This window comes from Shimia sp. MIT1388 (genome assembly GCF_047124445.1).
GTDB lineage: Bacteria > Pseudomonadota > Alphaproteobacteria > Rhodobacterales > Rhodobacteraceae > Shimia.
The window spans coordinates 426,080-440,937 of sequence record NZ_CP138921.1; the positions used below are offsets into that span (position 1 = coordinate 426,080).

Genomic DNA, 14,858 nt, shown 5'->3' on the forward strand with positions numbered 1-14,858 from the left:
AATGACCTGTTGCGCAAGTCATGCGGGGGCGGGCGGCCTAGGTCAAGGCTGTCAGGTCAGTTTTGGGGCGCCGTTTGCAGCAACTTGCTCTGCGAGCTCATCCATGTCCTTGAATTTGATGGATTCGCCACAGCCGCAGGCGTCCGCCACATTGGGGTTGTTGAACTTGAAGCCGCTTTCCAAGAGCGAAACCTCGTAGTCAATTTCCGTGCCAAAGAGGAACATCTGCGCCATCGGGGCAATCATGACCACAGCGCCGTCTTTTTCGACAACTTCGTCATGGGGATCGCGGTCGGTCACGTAGTCCATGGTGTATTCCATGCCCGCGCAGCCGCCTTTTTTCACGCCAATCCGCAGACCGGCGTGGCCTTCTTTGTCCATGAGCTTGGCGATCTGTTTGATCGCTGCTGGCGTCATGGTCACAGCTTGTTTTCCGGGAATGCCAAACATCGACTTTCCTTTCTAACCGTTTGAGAAGTTACATAAAGCCCAGCTCAAGGCGGGCTTCGTCGCTCATCATTTCCATGCCCCAGGGCGGCTGCCAGACAAGCGCGACCTCAACAGTGCGCACGCCGCCAACACCGGCCACGGCTTCTTGCACCCAGCCTGGCATTTCGCCGGCAACAGGGCAACCCGGCGCGGTCAAGGTCATGACCACGTTTACGTCATTCTCGTCATTGACCAGGATCGTGTAGATCAGGCCCAGGTCATAGATATTCACCGGGATTTCCGGGTCGTAGACGCTGCGACAGGCTTCGACGATCTGCTCATGCAGCGGGTGATCCACGCTGGAGGGCGTGATCAGCGGGGTGCCTTCGACGGGATCGGTGGTGGGATCGGGAGCCTGTGTCATGCTGAGTCCTGCAAAATTCCTGAGTTTTTCATATAGGAAAACTTGCAAGCGGCGTCCAGAGGGGGAGGTGAGCGAAATTGGCGCATCGGTATAGCGTCGGTATCGCGGCTGTTTTGCGGAGGTGGGAATTTGCGCAGGTGGCAGGCTTAATTTCAGTCGCCAAAAGAAAACGGGGCCCGAAGGCCCCGCTTTAAATTCAGTCGTTGATGTCGTGGTTGAAGGTTTTGACTTGCCCTTTTGGGAGGGCAAAAACCTTGCGCAGGACCAGCCAGGCCACCAAGCTGAGGGCGGCAAAGGCCAGCAGGATCATCGGCACCGACAGGAGTTGGATGGGACCGAGGAGGGCCAAGCCAACCACGGCGGCGCCGATGGCGAAGCCGAGGAAGATAAAGCCGGGGGCGAGGACTTCGAGGATCGCCAGCACAAGCGCGGCGGCAAGCCAGACCCACCAGACTGTGAGAAGGTCTGCCATGGGTTATCCTTTCAGCAGCTTGAAGGCGTCGCCAAAGGCTTCCAGCGCAGCGGCGGGCAGGACAATGGTTTGCTTGCCATCGCCATTGCCAAGGGCGTTCAGCGACTCGACTTGTTTCAGCGCGACTTGGTATTGCGCGGCTTCGATGCCGTTGTTTTTGATCGCCTCGGCCACCACGCCGGTGGCATAGGCTTCCGCCTCGGCCTCAATGCGGCGGGCTTTGGCGGTTTGCTCTGCTGCATAGAGTTCAGCATCCGCCTGTAGCTCCACAGCACGTTTTTGCCCTTCGGCTTCGGTCACCTGTGCGCGACGGGCGCGTTCGGCGTTGAGCTGTTGCAGCATGGCGTCGCGGGTGGCCTGGTCGAGGTTCACGTCGAGGATTTCGGCGCGGGTCACTTCGATGCCCCAGTCATCCACGGCGGTTTCGACCATGGCTTGGATCGACGCAATCAGGCTGGCGCGGTTGGATTGCACCTCGTCGAGGTCCATTTTACCGATTTCAGCCCGCACAATCCCGGCCACGGTGGTGGCAATGGCGCCGTCCACGTCACGGATACGGTATACGGTCTTCTCCGGCTCTAGAATCCGGTAGAAGACGGAGGTGTCGATTTGCACCAGCACGTTGTCTTTTGTGATGGCGTCTTGGGTAGCGTTTGGCAGCTGACGCTCCAGAATGGAGATTTGGTGGCGTACGACGTCCAGAAACGGCACCACAAAGTTGATGCCAGGGCCAAGCACTGAGTGCAGACGGCCAAAGCGTTCCACCACGTGTTTTTCCGATTGCGGCACGATGCGCACGCCTTTCAGAACCACCACAATCAAGAAGACTGCGGCCAGCAGGATCACGATGTTTTCTGATAGTAACGAGAAGATCAGGTCTTCGCTCATTATGCTCTCTCCCCAGAAAGTGTTTGTTATCTATGGGTTGGAATATGGTCACATTGGCGTGTTTTACAAGTTACATGGTTCGGCGTAAGGAGGGGGAAATTTTGCGCAAACTCCCCGATGAAGGTCTCAGATGTCTGAAAAGTTCTCGTTTTCGCTACATGCCACCGATGGCAAAGCCCGCACCGGGGTGATCAACACGCCACGGGGGGATATTCGCACGCCTGCGTTTATGCCGGTGGGCACGGCGGCGACGGTGAAGGCGATGATGCCGGAGAGCGTGCGCGCGACCGGCGCGGATATTCTCCTGGGCAATACGTATCACCTGATGTTGCGCCCGACGGCGGAGCGGATTGACCGGTTGGGCGGCTTGCACAAGTTCATGAATTGGGAGCGGCCCATTCTGACCGACAGCGGTGGATTTCAGGTGATGAGCCTTGCCGATCTGCGCAAGCTGACTGAGAAAGGCGTGACCTTTAAGAGCCACATTGACGGGTCTAAACACTCGCTAACGCCGGAGCGGTCGATGGAGATCCAGAAGCTCCTGGGCAGTGACATTGTCATGTGTTTTGACGAATGTCCGGCGTTGCCAGCGGACCGGGACCGGATTGCGGAGAGCATGCGGTTGTCGATGCGTTGGGCACAGCGGTCGCGCGACGCCTTTGGCGATCGCCCGGGGCACGCGCTGTTTGGCATTCAGCAGGGCGGGCTGGAGCAGGACTTCCGCGAAGAGAGCGCCGAGGCGCTGAAAGAGATTGGCTTTGATGGCTACGCCGTGGGTGGTTTGGCTGTTGGGGAAGGCCAGGAGAAGATGTTTGGTTGCCTAGACTATGCGCCGGATATGCTGCCGGTGGACAAGCCGCGGTATCTGATGGGCGTGGGCAAGCCGGACGACATCGTCGGTGCGGTGAAGCGCGGTATCGATATGATGGATTGCGTGCTGCCAAGCCGGTCTGGACGGACGGGGCAGGTGTTCACGCGCCGAGGTGTGGTGAATATCAAAAACGCGCGCCATGCGGATGATCCGCGCCCCTTGGATGAGAGCTGCACGTGTCCGGCGTGTTCCAATTACTCGCGCGCATATTTGCACCATGTGTTCCGCAGCAATGAGATGATTTCCGGCATGCTGCTGACCTGGCACAACCTGCACTATTTTCAGCAGATCATGCAGGAAATGCGCGACGCCATTGCTGCGGGCACGTTTGAAGCCTGGGAAAAAGAGTTCCACGCGATGCGGGCGCAGGGCGACATCGAGCCGCTGTAAGGAGACAGGCGATGAAACGGTTTTTGATGGCAGCGGCTTTGGCCGCTTTGGCGCCTGTTGCGGCAGTGGCGGATGGGTTTTGCGGGGTCAGTGATCCGGCGGCGGTCTATGAGCGCCTAGCGGGCAGTTGGGTGCGCGAGGGCAGTACGTCGGTGGAAGGCAGCACAACGTCTTTTGTGCGGCCTGCGCGGGTGTTCGCCACGGAGATCGATGCCGACGGGCAATATTACTCCGGGTTTGTGGACAGCATCATGGGGGAAGAGGTGGCGCTACGCTGGGCGGACCCGAAGCCATATGACGTGGACCGCGTGGACGACGTGCTGGACACCACTGAGCGTGCGGATCTGGCAGATGTGCTGAGTGACACGCAGTGCGGGCCGAAGGAGTTGCCTCAGTTGCAGATCGAACTGCCGGAATTTGAAGGCGGAGTGACGGTGTTTGGCACCATCACCTTGGTGCCGTATTTTGACGACCGGGTGCTGGAGATTTCGGAGCTGACCCTCAAAAGCGACGAAACAGTGCTTTTCATGACGGAAACGGTTTTGTTGCGTCCTGCGGAGTGATCCGTAAGGTAACACGAGAGTCGGCGCGTGTATTTTCGCGCGTCGGTCGTGTCTACCATTTGAAGGACGAGATTGATGACGTGGATTGGAAACGGCCTGTGGGTCGGAGTTTTGACTGGGCTGTTGGCGGCGCCGGCATTGGCAACCGAATTTTGTGACCTGTCGGAGGGCGACACAGAGGCCTTGCTGGAAGATGCGATTGTGGGCACCTGGAAGGTGGAGAGCACAGCAGGCAAGGCGGTGATCAATGGCAAGCCGATGTTCATTCCGCCGCGCAGCTTGTCAGATGCCAAAATCGACGCCGAGGGCATTGGCTGGCGCATCACCTCGACCGACATTGGTGGCGAATATCCCGTGACGCGTTATGTGGGCGAGAACTGGCGTTATGAGATCGCCAAGGACAGCCCGCTTGAGGATGGTGACATTCTGACCATTGAGGAGATTTCGGTGTTGATCGGCTGTGACGTGCAGACGGTGCCGCGATTGCACGCAACCGGCAGCTATCCGGAGAATGGTGGCACGGTAGATTTTGATCTGTTCCTGTTTGTGATCAGTGATGAGCTGATGCAGGGGGTGACCGTGGGGCGGCTGAGTGGTCCGGCGACGGGCGCGGCGATCCGCCAGTTGGTGTTTTCCAAGTAAAACAACGGGTTTTCTCTGGAGGAGATCAGATCGGCGTGTCGATCTGATCTCTTTTGCTGTGTTGTGACGCTAAACTGATCCTTTTCGGCGCCAGCGACCGGTGAGATTTTTTTTGGTCCTATTCGCCGTTTCCCGCCTTGTTCCTCACGTTCTGTAAAGGCATTGTGTGGTCCAACCATCAAAACGCCGTTGAAAGCGGGGATGAGGCTCCCCAAATCAATAAGCCGAGGAAACGGAAAGGGACCAGACGGTTGCCACATGTGGGACCAGTGTCGCTTTGCTAGAACAAGGAATACTCATGACTGAGCCCCTCAATACATCTTATCCTGTGCTGCCGCTGCGCGATATTGTGGTCTTCCCACATATGATCGTGCCGCTGTTTGTCGGCCGGGAAAAATCGGTCCGCGCGCTTGAAGAGGTGATGGCCGATGACAAGCAAATCCTGCTGTCGAGCCAGGTTGACCCGGCAGAGGACGATCCGGATATCGATGGCATCTATCGCACCGGTGTGCTGGCCAATGTGCTACAGCTGTTGAAGCTACCCGATGGCACCGTGAAGGTGCTGGTCGAAGGCCAGAGCCGTGTGACCATCACCGACTTCCTGGAAAACGACGACTTCTTTGAAGCGCGTGCCGAGCATTTGGACGAGATGCCAGGTGACGCCGCCACCATCGAAGCGCTGCTGCGCTCTGTTGGCGACGAGTTTGAGCGCTATGCCAAGGTCAAAAAGAATATCCCGGAAGAGGCGCTGAGCGCGGTTGAGGAAGCCAGCGAGCCTGCGCGTCTGGCCGATCTGGTGGCCGGCCATCTGGGCATTGAAGTGAACGAGAAGCAGGAGCTTCTGGAAACGCTGTCTGTGAGCGAGCGTCTGGAGAAGGTCTATGGCCTGATGCAGGGCGAGATGAGCGTGCTGAAGGTCGAGAAGAAGATCAAGACGCGCGTGAAATCGCAGATGGAGAAGACCCAGCGCGAGTACTATCTGAATGAGCAGATGAAGGCCATTCAGAAGGAGCTTGGCGACGGCGAAGAGGGCGAAGGCGAAATTGCCGAGCTCGAAGAGAAAATCTCCAAAACCAAGCTCTCAAAAGAGGCCAAAGAGAAGGCTGAGGGTGAGCTGAAGAAGCTCAAGAACATGAGCCCGATGTCCGCCGAAGCGACGGTCGTGCGGAACTATCTGGATTGGATGCTCTCCATTCCATGGGGCAAGCGTGGCCGCGTGAAGAAAGATCTTGGCCGGGCGCAAGAGGTTCTGGATACCGATCACTATGGTCTGGAGAAGGTCAAAGAGCGCATCGTGGAATACCTTGCGGTGCAGCAGCGCTCGTCCAAGCTGAAAGGCCCGATCCTGTGCCTTGTTGGCCCTCCGGGTGTGGGTAAAACCTCTCTGGGTAAGTCCGTGGCGAAAGCGACCGGTCGTGAGTTCATCCGCATCAGCCTTGGTGGCGTGCGTGATGAAAGCGAAATCCGTGGCCACCGCCGGACCTACATCGGTTCTATGCCTGGTAAGATCATTCAGGCGCTGAAAAAGGCTAAGACCACCAACCCTCTGATCTTGCTGGATGAAATCGACAAGATGGGGCAGGATTTCCGGGGTGATCCGGCGTCGGCAATGCTTGAGGTGCTTGATCCGGAGCAGAACGGTACGTTTGTGGATCACTACCTTGAGGTGGAATACGATCTGTCCAACGTGATGTTCCTGACCACGGCGAACTCTTACAACATGCCGGGGCCATTGCTGGACCGGATGGAGATCATTTCGCTGGCAGGCTACACCGAAGACGAAAAGCGTGAGATTGCGCGTCAGCACCTGATCGACAAGCAGGTCAAGAACCACGGTCTGAAGAAAGGTGAGTTCGAAGTGTCGGACGAAGCCATTCAAGAGATTGTGCGGACCTATACCCGTGAAGCGGGCGTGCGGAACCTGGAGCGTGAGCTGGCGAAGTTGACCCGGAAGGCGGTCACTAAGATTGTCAAAGGCGATGCGGATACGGTTTCTGTGACCCCGGACAATCTGGATGATTTCCTGGGCGTGAAAAAGTTCCGCTATGGCCTGGCTGAGGAAGAGAACCAGGTGGGTGTTGTCACCGGACTGGCCTGGACCTCGGTTGGCGGTGATCTGCTGCACATCGAAGGTCTGAAGCTACCTGGCAAGGGCCGCATGAAGACCACCGGTAAGCTGGGTGACGTGATGAAGGAGTCGATTGATGCGGCGTCTTCTTACGTGCGGTCTATTTCGCCGCAGATTGGCGTGAAGCCAACGGTCTTTGACAAGATCGACATCCACGTGCACGTGCCGGATGGCGCAACGCCGAAGGATGGCCCGTCGGCTGGTCTGGCGATGGTGACGTCGATTGTGTCGGTGCTGACCGGCATTCCGGTGCGCAAGGACATTGCGATGACAGGTGAGGTGAGCTTGCGCGGCAACGCGATGCCAATTGGCGGTCTGAAGGAGAAACTTCTTGCGGCGCTGCGTGGTGGCATCAAGACGGTGCTGATCCCGCAGGAGAACGAGAAGGACCTCGCGGATATTCCTGATAACGTGAAAGACGGTCTGGAGATCATCGCGGTGAAGCACGTCTCTGAGGTGCTGAAGCTGGCGCTGACCGAAGAGCCGGAAGCGATTGAGTGGGACGAGGCTGCGGAGGAAGCGGCTGCGGCGAAGCTCAAAAAAGAGGAAGCTGCCGGCGCGACTGCGCACTAAGGTCTTCAAAGCTTTGATATTAAAGGCGCGTCGAGAAATCGGCGCGCCTTTTTCGTTCGGTTCAGACTAGGGGGAGATTTAGAGCCGCGCGGCCTTCGTTGGTTTTCAGCGAAAAGTCCTGTCCGGCGTAGGTTTTGCCATTGGGCCCGCAGAGGTAGGCAATGGCTTGCGCGACCCACTCGGTGGGGATGTGCGCATCTGGTGACAACTGGCTGACCGGGTTGATGCCGGAGGCGCGGATGGTGGCCATCATGTCGGTGGCGACAGTACCGGGGCTCAGGCCGACAACCGTCACACCTGCGTCGGCGTTTTCTTTGTGGGCAATTCCGGTAAGGCGCACAACGGCGGCTTTGGAGGCGCAGTAGTGGGACCAGCCTTCGAGGAAGGAATTTGCCGCGCCAGATGAGATGTTGATGATGGTGCCTTCGCCTTGGGCGCGCATAACCGGCAGGGCGTAGCGCAGGCCGTGGTAGACGCCTTTGACGTTCACATCGAGGACCTTGGACCATGCGGCGGGATCGCTGTCAGCTAGGCTGGTGATCGGGTCGATCAGGCCTGCATTGTTCACGAGGATGTCGAGGCGGCCAAAGGTGTCCGTGGCCATTTTGATCAGGGCGTCTACCGAGGTCGGATCGGCAACGTCGCAGACCTGTAGACGGGCCGCGCCGCCATCGTCGAGGATGCTTTGTGTCAGTTCTGACAACTCGCTTTGGGAGCGAGCAGCGAGCACGACGTTGGCGCCTAAAGAGGCCAGGTGGCGGGCGGCGGCGGCGCCGATGCCTCGGCTGGCGCCGGTGATGATGGCGGTTTTTCCGGTGAGGTCAGTCATTGAGGTCTCCTTGTGTTGCCTTTGGGATAGGGCGTGAGGGAGTTGCGAGAAATGGCTGGATTGACAGGTTGGTCGTGCTTAATTTGCATGAATGGACATGCGAGATCTGGAATTGGCGCTGTTGGTGCAGGCGCAGGGCAGCATTGCCGGGGCGGCGCGGGTGTTGGATTTGGATCCGTCGTCGGTGTCCCGCAGCCTGTCGGCTTTGGAAGCGGAACTGGGCGTGCGTTTGTTTCACCGCACAACGCGTAAGCTGTCCACAACCGAAGAAGGTGCGGCCTATTTGCAGCGCGTGGCGCCGCTGGTGGAGGAAATGCGGGCGGCAGCGCAAGCGGCTTCTGGTGCGCGTCAAGCGCCATCAGGTACGTTGCGGATGACGGCGTCGGTGGCCTTCGCCTGTCAGATGCTAGTGACGGTGCTGCCAGCGTTTTCAGAGCGGTATCCGGAGATATCCGTTGAGTTGATCAGCAGTGACGCCAACTTGGATTTGGTCGAACAGGGGATTGATCTGGCGGTGCGCTTGGCCCCGGCGCCGAAAGGGGATTTGGTGTCCAGTAAGCTGATGGACACGCGGTATCATCTGGTGGCGAGCCCGGCGTATTTGGCGCGCGTTGGCGGGGTGAAAACTCCCGAGGGCCTGCGGGACCACAACTGTTTGCGGTATGCACTGCCGGGGTTTGGAGATGTGTGGCGGTTTCGATCAGACGCGGAGCCGTTTGAAGTACGCGTGACCGGGCGGCACAAGTTTTCCAATGCATTGGCGCTTCTGGAGGCCGCGCGGGAAGGGCTTGGCGTGGCGTTGTTGGCGGATTGGCTGGTTGCGGAGGACTTGGCAGCGGGGCGATTGGTGGAGCTCTGTCCGCGGTATCAAGGCACGGTGAGTGATTTTGAAACGGCGGCTTGGGTGCTGTACCCAAACCGCCGGTATCTGCCGCGCAAGACGCGGGTGATGATTGATTTTCTGCGTGAGAGTCTCGCGGGTTAGCCGGGCCAGAGGGCGGTGTCTGGGTGGAATTGAGACCACGCGAACCAGAAGGATTGGTGGCTGCCGAGGTCCGCGCCGTTTGCGTCCACTGCGCGAATGCCACCTGCGTCGAGTTTGAGGCGGATGTTTTCGTAGGCTATGTCGTCGCCTTTGCGCAGGGCCACAAGGGCTTTGCTGCGTTGGAAGGCGACGGGCTGGCCGGAAGCTGTGACGATGCCAATGATGTCTTCGTGCACGGGTAGGCGGGGATCGACGTCACCCACAGGGAAAATCGGCCCGTTGGCGTCGCGGCCATTGCGGAAATCTGGGTTGCGGCCGAGGGCGAGGTATTCAGCCAGAACGGTGGTTTCTGGGTGGGCCGTTTTCCATGTGCCCCAGTCGGTGGTGATGACGGCGGCTTGTTCGAGTTTGATGCCTTTGTCTGCCAAGGGGCCGGTGACAGCGTGGCCAAGGAACGTATCGAAGACAGAATAGGTGGTGAGGTCGTACATGACTTTGTTGGAGCGGCTGAGCAGGCCAGAGGTGCGCAGGATTGGGCGGTCTACGCCCGCTGGCAGTTGGTCGGTGAAGTAGGCTTGGGCGGCGCCACAGAGGGTGCAGTAGGGGATGCCGAGGTCGCGGCCACCAAGGGTGTCATTGACCATCTCGCGGACCTCCATGATCTGGCGCGGGTAGGCGCGGTACTCGCCATTGACCTCAACGCCAAAGACAATGTCGTCATCCTTGAGCCAGGTGGCGCTTGCGGCGTCGGTGACCTCGGGGTTGTCGGCGGCCGGGATGCAGTTGCAGGGCTCGTCAGTGGTGTCAAAAGCACGGTCATCGATCAGTACGCCGCCCCAAGACACCAAGCGCCAGTCGATGTCGCCGGGCACAAACAGCGGGTCCCATTCCGGCACGATGGCGGTGAAGATAGCCCGTTTGAAACGCAGGTAGTCAGGTGGCTCGGGGATGTCCCAAGCGATCAGGTGGTCGGTGACTATGCCCCAAGTGTTTTCCGTCGGTGTGTCGATCTCCAGCAGAGTGGCGGCGGCTTCTGAGAGGACGAAGTTCAGTTGTGGCGAGGTCACAAAACGCATCAAGTCGCTGATGATCCAGGCAAGGCGCGGGTCGCCTGACGCAGCGATTTCGTCGAGCGCGAGCGTTTGATCTCGACCCCAGGTGCCTTGCTGCATGCTTTCGACAAAGGCCATGTCGGCAGCAGTTTCTATAGCGTCGGCCAATTGGCCAGTGGGGATAGTGGGCGGCGTGCCAAATTGCGCGATTACATAGTCAGGCAAAGGCGCGGTTTCCTGTGCAGCGGCGGGCAGGGCTGTGGACAGCGCAAATGCGCAGAGCAGGGCAGAGAGGCGGAGGGGCATGATCGGTCCTTGGCTCAAAGGGCTGGTGCTTCTTTGTGGCCGAGGATGGAAGGCGCGCGCCAATCAACTTGGTTCAGGAGAAAGTGAGCTGATTGAAAGATTTGTGCCCGGTTGGACGTCCGCGCAAAAAAAATGGGGGGCCGTCGGGGCCCCCCAGTTTCGCCATTCAGGCTCACTCTATGTTACCGCTCGATGTTTTTTGCCTGCGGCCTGAATGTCGTCGGAGCGAGCGCACCCGCTCCGTGGAACGCCGCTGCCAGTGAGTAGGGACGGCAGCGGGTTATGTCGTCGGGGGCCGAGGCCCCCTACCCAGGTCCCCCCGGGATCTTGAGGCACCGATCAGGAGCTTTTGCGCGCTGCAAAGAGCTGATGTTCGGCGTAGTCGTCGTTGGCCGCCTGCGGGGCAGGGGCGTCGGTTTCGCCACGGACCTTGCGAGCCCAGTCGCCGCTGATGCGGATGGTACCCACCAATGTGTCGGTGTTTGCGTGGCTTTGGTCTTCTTCAGACAGAAGGCTTCTGCGCTTCGTCACGGTTTTCTCCTTAGCTGCAGCCCGAGGTGGCGCCGCAGGTGTTGCATTTCATGCAGGTGCCGTTGCGCACCAGCGTGTAGTTGCCGCAATCGCCACAGGGGTCTCCCTCATACCCCTGCATCTTGGCCTTGGCCCGTTCATCCATCGGGGCCACAGTTGCCGTGACGGAGGCGCTTGTTGCCACGTCTGATACGGTCGCGCCAGCGGTTTCCGGCACCAAAGTGGCCAGATTTTTGACGGCGTCCGAGTTATCCACAGAAATGTTGCCACCGCCGTTCAGAACAACCAGTTCCTGAGGCAAGCGCTTGCGCAAATAGCCGGTGGACGAGATCTGTTTGAGCACCTCAAGCGAACGAGTCGCGGCGGTGTCGGACAGTTCGGATACGTTGGAAACGCCTTCTTCCTCGCCACGTCCAACATCGTCAAACGTGGTGCCTTCTGGCTTGATGTGCGCAAGGTCGGTGCGGTCGAGGTAAGACACGGCCAATTCGCGGAAGATGTAATCGAGGATTGAGGTGGCGTTTTTGATGGAGTCGTTGCCCTGCACCATGCCCGCAGGCTCAAATTTGGTGAAGGTGAAGGCATCGACAAATTCTTCAAGCGGCACGCCGTATTGCAGGCCAACCGAGACGGCGATGGCGAAGTTGTTCATCATCGCGCGGAAGCCAGCGCCTTCCTTGTGCATGTCGATGAAGATTTCGCCCAAGGAGCCGTCAGAGTATTCGCCGGTGCGCAGGTAGACTTTGTGGCCGCCCACAACCGCTTTTTGCGTGTAGCCTTTGCGGCGTTCCGGCATTTTCTCGCGGCCTCGGGCCACTTCTTTGACGACGATTTTCTCGACGATCTTTTCGGCCAGAACCTGTGCTTTTTCCTGCATGGAGCCGGATTCGAGCACTTCGGCAGCCTCGTCGTCATCCTCGACCAGCGCGGCGGCCAGAGGTTGAGAGAGCTTGGAGCCGTCACGATAGAGCGCGTTGGCTTTGATGCCGAGGGACCAGGACAGTTCGTACGCCTTCTGGCAATCCTCGATGGTGGCATCGTTTGGCATGTTGATCGTTTTGGAGATCGCGCCGGAGATGAAGGATTGCGCGGCGGCCATCATGGTGATGTGGCTGTCCACCGAGAGGTAGCGCTTGCCCTTTTTGCCGCATGGGTTGGCGCAGTCAAAGATCGCGTAGTGCTCTTCCTTGAGGTGCGGGGCGCCTTCCAAGGTCATGGTGCCGCAGACGTGGTCATTGGCTAGGTCAATGTCGGCTTTTGTGTAGCCGAGGTGCGCGAGCAGTTCGAAGGACGGATCGTTCAGCTTGTCCGCTGGGATGCCCAGCACGTTGGTGCAGAACTCTTCGCCCAGGGTCCACTGGTTGAACACAAAACGGATGTCGAAGGCGGAACCAAGCGCGGCTTCGATCTTTTCGATCTCGTTGGTGGTGAAGCCGTGGCCGATCAGGGATGTGTGGTTGATGCCTGGCGCGTTGCCGATGGTGCCGTGGCCCACGGCGTAGGACACGATCTCTTCGATCTGCGCGGAGGAATAGCCGAGGCCTTCCAATGCCGCAGGCACGGAGCGGTTGATGATCTTGAAGTAGCCGCCGCCCGCGAGTTTCTTGAACTTCACCAGTGCGAAGTCAGGCTCGATGCCGGTTGTGTCACAGTCCATCACCAGACCGATCGTGCCCGTTGGCGCGATCACAGAGGTCTGTGCGTTGCGGTAGCCGTTTTTCTCACCCAGCTCGAGGGCTTCGTCCCAGGCGGATTTGGCCAGTTCGACCAGCACCTGATCGGGGCAGTTTTCGGTGTCCAACGGCACAGGTTTCACAGCGAGACCTTCGTAACCTGAGGTCAGGCCTTGGGCGGCGCGGCGGTGGTTGCGGATGACGCGCAGCATGTGCTCGCTGTTGCGGGCGTAACCGTCAAAGGCGCCAAGTTCGCCGGCCATTTCGGCGGAGGTGGCATAGGCCACACCGGTCATCAGCGCGGTGAGGGCGCCGCCAAGGGCACGGCCTTCGTCGCTGTCATAGCCGTAGCCCATGTTCATCAGCAGGCCGCCGATGTTGGCGTAGCCAAGGCCGAGGGTGCGGAAGTCATAAGACAGTTGGGCAATTTCCTTGGACGGGAACTGCGCCATGGTCACGGAGATCTCCAGGGTCACGGTCCAGAGACGGGTGGCGTGCATGTAATCGTCGGCCTGGAACACGCCGTCCTTGAGGAAGGACAGCAGGTTCATGGAGGCGAGGTTACAAGCCGTGTCGTCCAGGAACATGTATTCGGAGCACGGGTTGGAACCGCGAATTTCACCATCTTCGGGGCAGGTGTGCCAGGCGTTTACGGTGTCGTGGTACTGGATGCCGGGATCCGCACAGGCCCATGCGGCGTGGCCGACATCTTCCCAGAGTTTGCGGGCTTTGATGGTTTTGGCAACCTCTCCGTCGGTGCGGCGGATCAGCTCCCAATCGTCGTCGTTTTCCACGGCCTTGAGGAAAGCGTCGGTGACGCGGATGGAGTTGTTGGAGTTCTGGCCCGACACAGACGCGTAGGCCTCAGAGTCCCAGTCGGTGTCGTAGGTCGGGAACTCGATGCTGGCGTAGCCCTGTTTGGCGTAATCCAGCACGCGTTTGATATACGTCTCCGGGATCATCGACTTTTTGGCGTCGCGGATCGCGGATTTCAGGCCGTCGTTGGTTTTGGCGTCATAGGCGTCTGCCTCAGCACCGTCCCAGGCTTTGATGGCGTCAAAGATGCCGTTAAGCTTTTGCTCGTGCATTTTGGAGCCGGCCACGATGGAGGCCACCTTCTGCTCCTCTTTGACCTTCCAATTGATGTATTCTTCGATGTCCGGGTGGTCAGCATCGACAATGACCATCTTGGCGGCACGGCGGGTGGTGCCACCGGATTTGATTGCACCTGCGGCGCGGTCGCCGATTTTCAGGAAGCCCATCAGGCCGGAGGACTTGCCTCCGCCAGACAGAGATTCGCCGTCTGCGCGCAGGGACGAGAAGTTGGTGCCGGTGCCGGAGCCGTATTTGAACAGGCGGGCTTCGCGGACCCAAAGGTCCATGATGCCGCCGTCGCCCACCAGATCATCGGCCACGGACTGAATGAAGCAGGCGTGCGGCTGTGGGTGCTCGTAAGCGGATTTGGATTTGGTCAGTTTGCCGGTTTTGTAATCGACATAGTAGTGGCCCTGAGAGGGGCCATCGATGCCGTAAGCCCAGTGCAGGCCGGTGTTGAACCACTGTGGCGAGTTCGGCGCGGCGCGCTGGGTGGCCAGCATGTAGCGCATCTCGTCAAAGTAGGCGCGGGCGTCGTCTTCTGTGGAGAAGTAGCCACCTTTCCAGCCCCAGTAGGTCCACGCCCCGGCGAGGCGATCAAACACCTGCTTGGCGCTGGTTTCGCCGCCAATGGTGACGTCTTCGTTGGCGGGCACGGAGCGCCACAGGAATTCTGGCACGCCTTTTTCGCGCACTTTGCGCAGTTTGGCGGGCACCCCGGCCTTGCGGAAGTATTTTTGTGCGATCACATCGGAGGCCACCTGCGACCAGCTGGCCGGAACTTCGATGTCGTCCAGGTGGAAGACGATGGTGCCATCCGGGTTGCGAATTTCAGATTCGGTGGTGACGAAGTCCAGATCTGCGTAAGCGTCTTGTCCGGTCTTGGTGAAACGTCGTTGAATCTTCATGCCTGTCTTCGTCCCCAGTGCCAATGTGTCCCGTGGTGCACGTTCTGTGCGTTTAGTGACGCGGCCTTTGTGAGCCCTTGGAGGCTAGGGCGGACCAAC

General features: G+C 59.2%; 13 protein-coding genes. 5 read left to right on the top strand and 8 right to left on the bottom strand.

The window, feature by feature from the left end:
• Positions 1 to 51: 51 nt before the first annotated feature.
• The 4 genes from SIB92_RS02070 to SIB92_RS02085 form a co-directional block, all read right to left on the bottom strand.
• A complete protein-coding gene (locus SIB92_RS02070; protein ID WP_412554261.1) occupies positions 52 to 450 on the bottom strand; it encodes a HesB/IscA family protein in 399 nt (132 codons plus the stop codon).
• Between the two features lie 28 nt (positions 451 to 478).
• A complete protein-coding gene (locus tag SIB92_RS02075; protein WP_412554262.1) occupies positions 479 to 853 on the bottom strand; it encodes an SUF system Fe-S cluster assembly protein in 375 nt (124 codons plus the stop codon).
• A 196-nt stretch (positions 854 to 1,049) separates the two neighbouring features.
• Positions 1,050 to 1,325 carry an NfeD family protein gene (locus SIB92_RS02080; protein WP_412554263.1) on the bottom strand — a complete coding sequence of 92 codons (276 nt, stop codon included), beginning with the start codon at positions 1,323 to 1,325 and terminating at the stop codon, positions 1,050 to 1,052.
• 3 nt (positions 1,326 to 1,328) lie between these two features.
• Positions 1,329 to 2,213, bottom strand: a complete 885-nt coding sequence (locus SIB92_RS02085) for an SPFH domain-containing protein (protein ID WP_412554264.1) — start codon at positions 2,211 to 2,213, stop codon at positions 1,329 to 1,331.
• A gap of 130 nt (positions 2,214 to 2,343) precedes the next feature.
• Between SIB92_RS02085 and tgt the strand changes: the two genes are divergently transcribed.
• From tgt to lon, 4 genes are all read left to right on the top strand, one after another.
• The gene (gene tgt, locus SIB92_RS02090; protein ID WP_412554265.1) at positions 2,344 to 3,474 is read left to right on the top strand and encodes a tRNA guanosine(34) transglycosylase Tgt; all 1,131 of its coding nucleotides are present in this window, start codon (positions 2,344 to 2,346) and stop codon (positions 3,472 to 3,474) included.
• An 11-nt stretch (positions 3,475 to 3,485) separates the two neighbouring features.
• Positions 3,486 to 4,037, top strand: coding sequence for a hypothetical protein (locus SIB92_RS02095; RefSeq protein WP_412554266.1), 552 nt, complete (start codon positions 3,486 to 3,488; stop codon positions 4,035 to 4,037).
• A 75-nt stretch (positions 4,038 to 4,112) separates the two neighbouring features.
• The gene (locus SIB92_RS02100; RefSeq protein WP_412554267.1) at positions 4,113 to 4,679 is read left to right on the top strand and encodes a hypothetical protein; all 567 of its coding nucleotides are present in this window, start codon (positions 4,113 to 4,115) and stop codon (positions 4,677 to 4,679) included.
• 298 nt (positions 4,680 to 4,977) lie between these two features.
• Positions 4,978 to 7,380, top strand: a complete 2,403-nt coding sequence (gene lon / locus SIB92_RS02105; RefSeq protein WP_412550143.1) for an endopeptidase La — start codon at positions 4,978 to 4,980, stop codon at positions 7,378 to 7,380.
• A 61-nt stretch (positions 7,381 to 7,441) separates the two neighbouring features.
• On the opposite strand, the gene SIB92_RS02110 is transcribed toward lon, so the two are convergent.
• Complete coding sequence (locus SIB92_RS02110) at positions 7,442 to 8,209, bottom strand: SDR family oxidoreductase (protein WP_412554268.1); 768 nt, start codon at positions 8,207 to 8,209, stop codon at positions 7,442 to 7,444.
• A gap of 97 nt (positions 8,210 to 8,306) precedes the next feature.
• Here SIB92_RS02110 and SIB92_RS02115 point away from each other — a divergent pair, with 97 nt between their 5' ends.
• The gene (locus SIB92_RS02115; RefSeq protein ID WP_412554269.1) at positions 8,307 to 9,194 is read left to right on the top strand and encodes a LysR family transcriptional regulator; all 888 of its coding nucleotides are present in this window, start codon (positions 8,307 to 8,309) and stop codon (positions 9,192 to 9,194) included.
• Here SIB92_RS02115 and SIB92_RS02120 read toward each other — a convergent pair.
• From SIB92_RS02120 to SIB92_RS02130, 3 genes are all read right to left on the bottom strand, one after another.
• Positions 9,191 to 10,552: a DUF3179 domain-containing (seleno)protein gene (locus tag SIB92_RS02120; protein WP_412554270.1), complete on the bottom strand. Its 1,362-nt coding sequence runs from the start codon at positions 10,550 to 10,552 to the stop codon at positions 9,191 to 9,193. The two genes, SIB92_RS02115 and SIB92_RS02120, sit on opposite strands and share 4 nt — an antisense overlap.
• A 339-nt stretch (positions 10,553 to 10,891) precedes the next feature.
• Positions 10,892 to 11,083 carry a hypothetical protein gene (locus SIB92_RS02125; RefSeq protein ID WP_412554271.1) on the bottom strand — a complete coding sequence of 64 codons (192 nt, stop codon included), beginning with the start codon at positions 11,081 to 11,083 and terminating at the stop codon, positions 10,892 to 10,894.
• Positions 11,084 to 11,093: 10 nt separating this feature from the next.
• The gene (locus tag SIB92_RS02130) at positions 11,094 to 14,759 is read right to left on the bottom strand and encodes a vitamin B12-dependent ribonucleotide reductase (RefSeq protein ID WP_412554272.1); all 3,666 of its coding nucleotides are present in this window, start codon (positions 14,757 to 14,759) and stop codon (positions 11,094 to 11,096) included.
• Positions 14,760 to 14,858 lie beyond the last annotated feature (99 nt).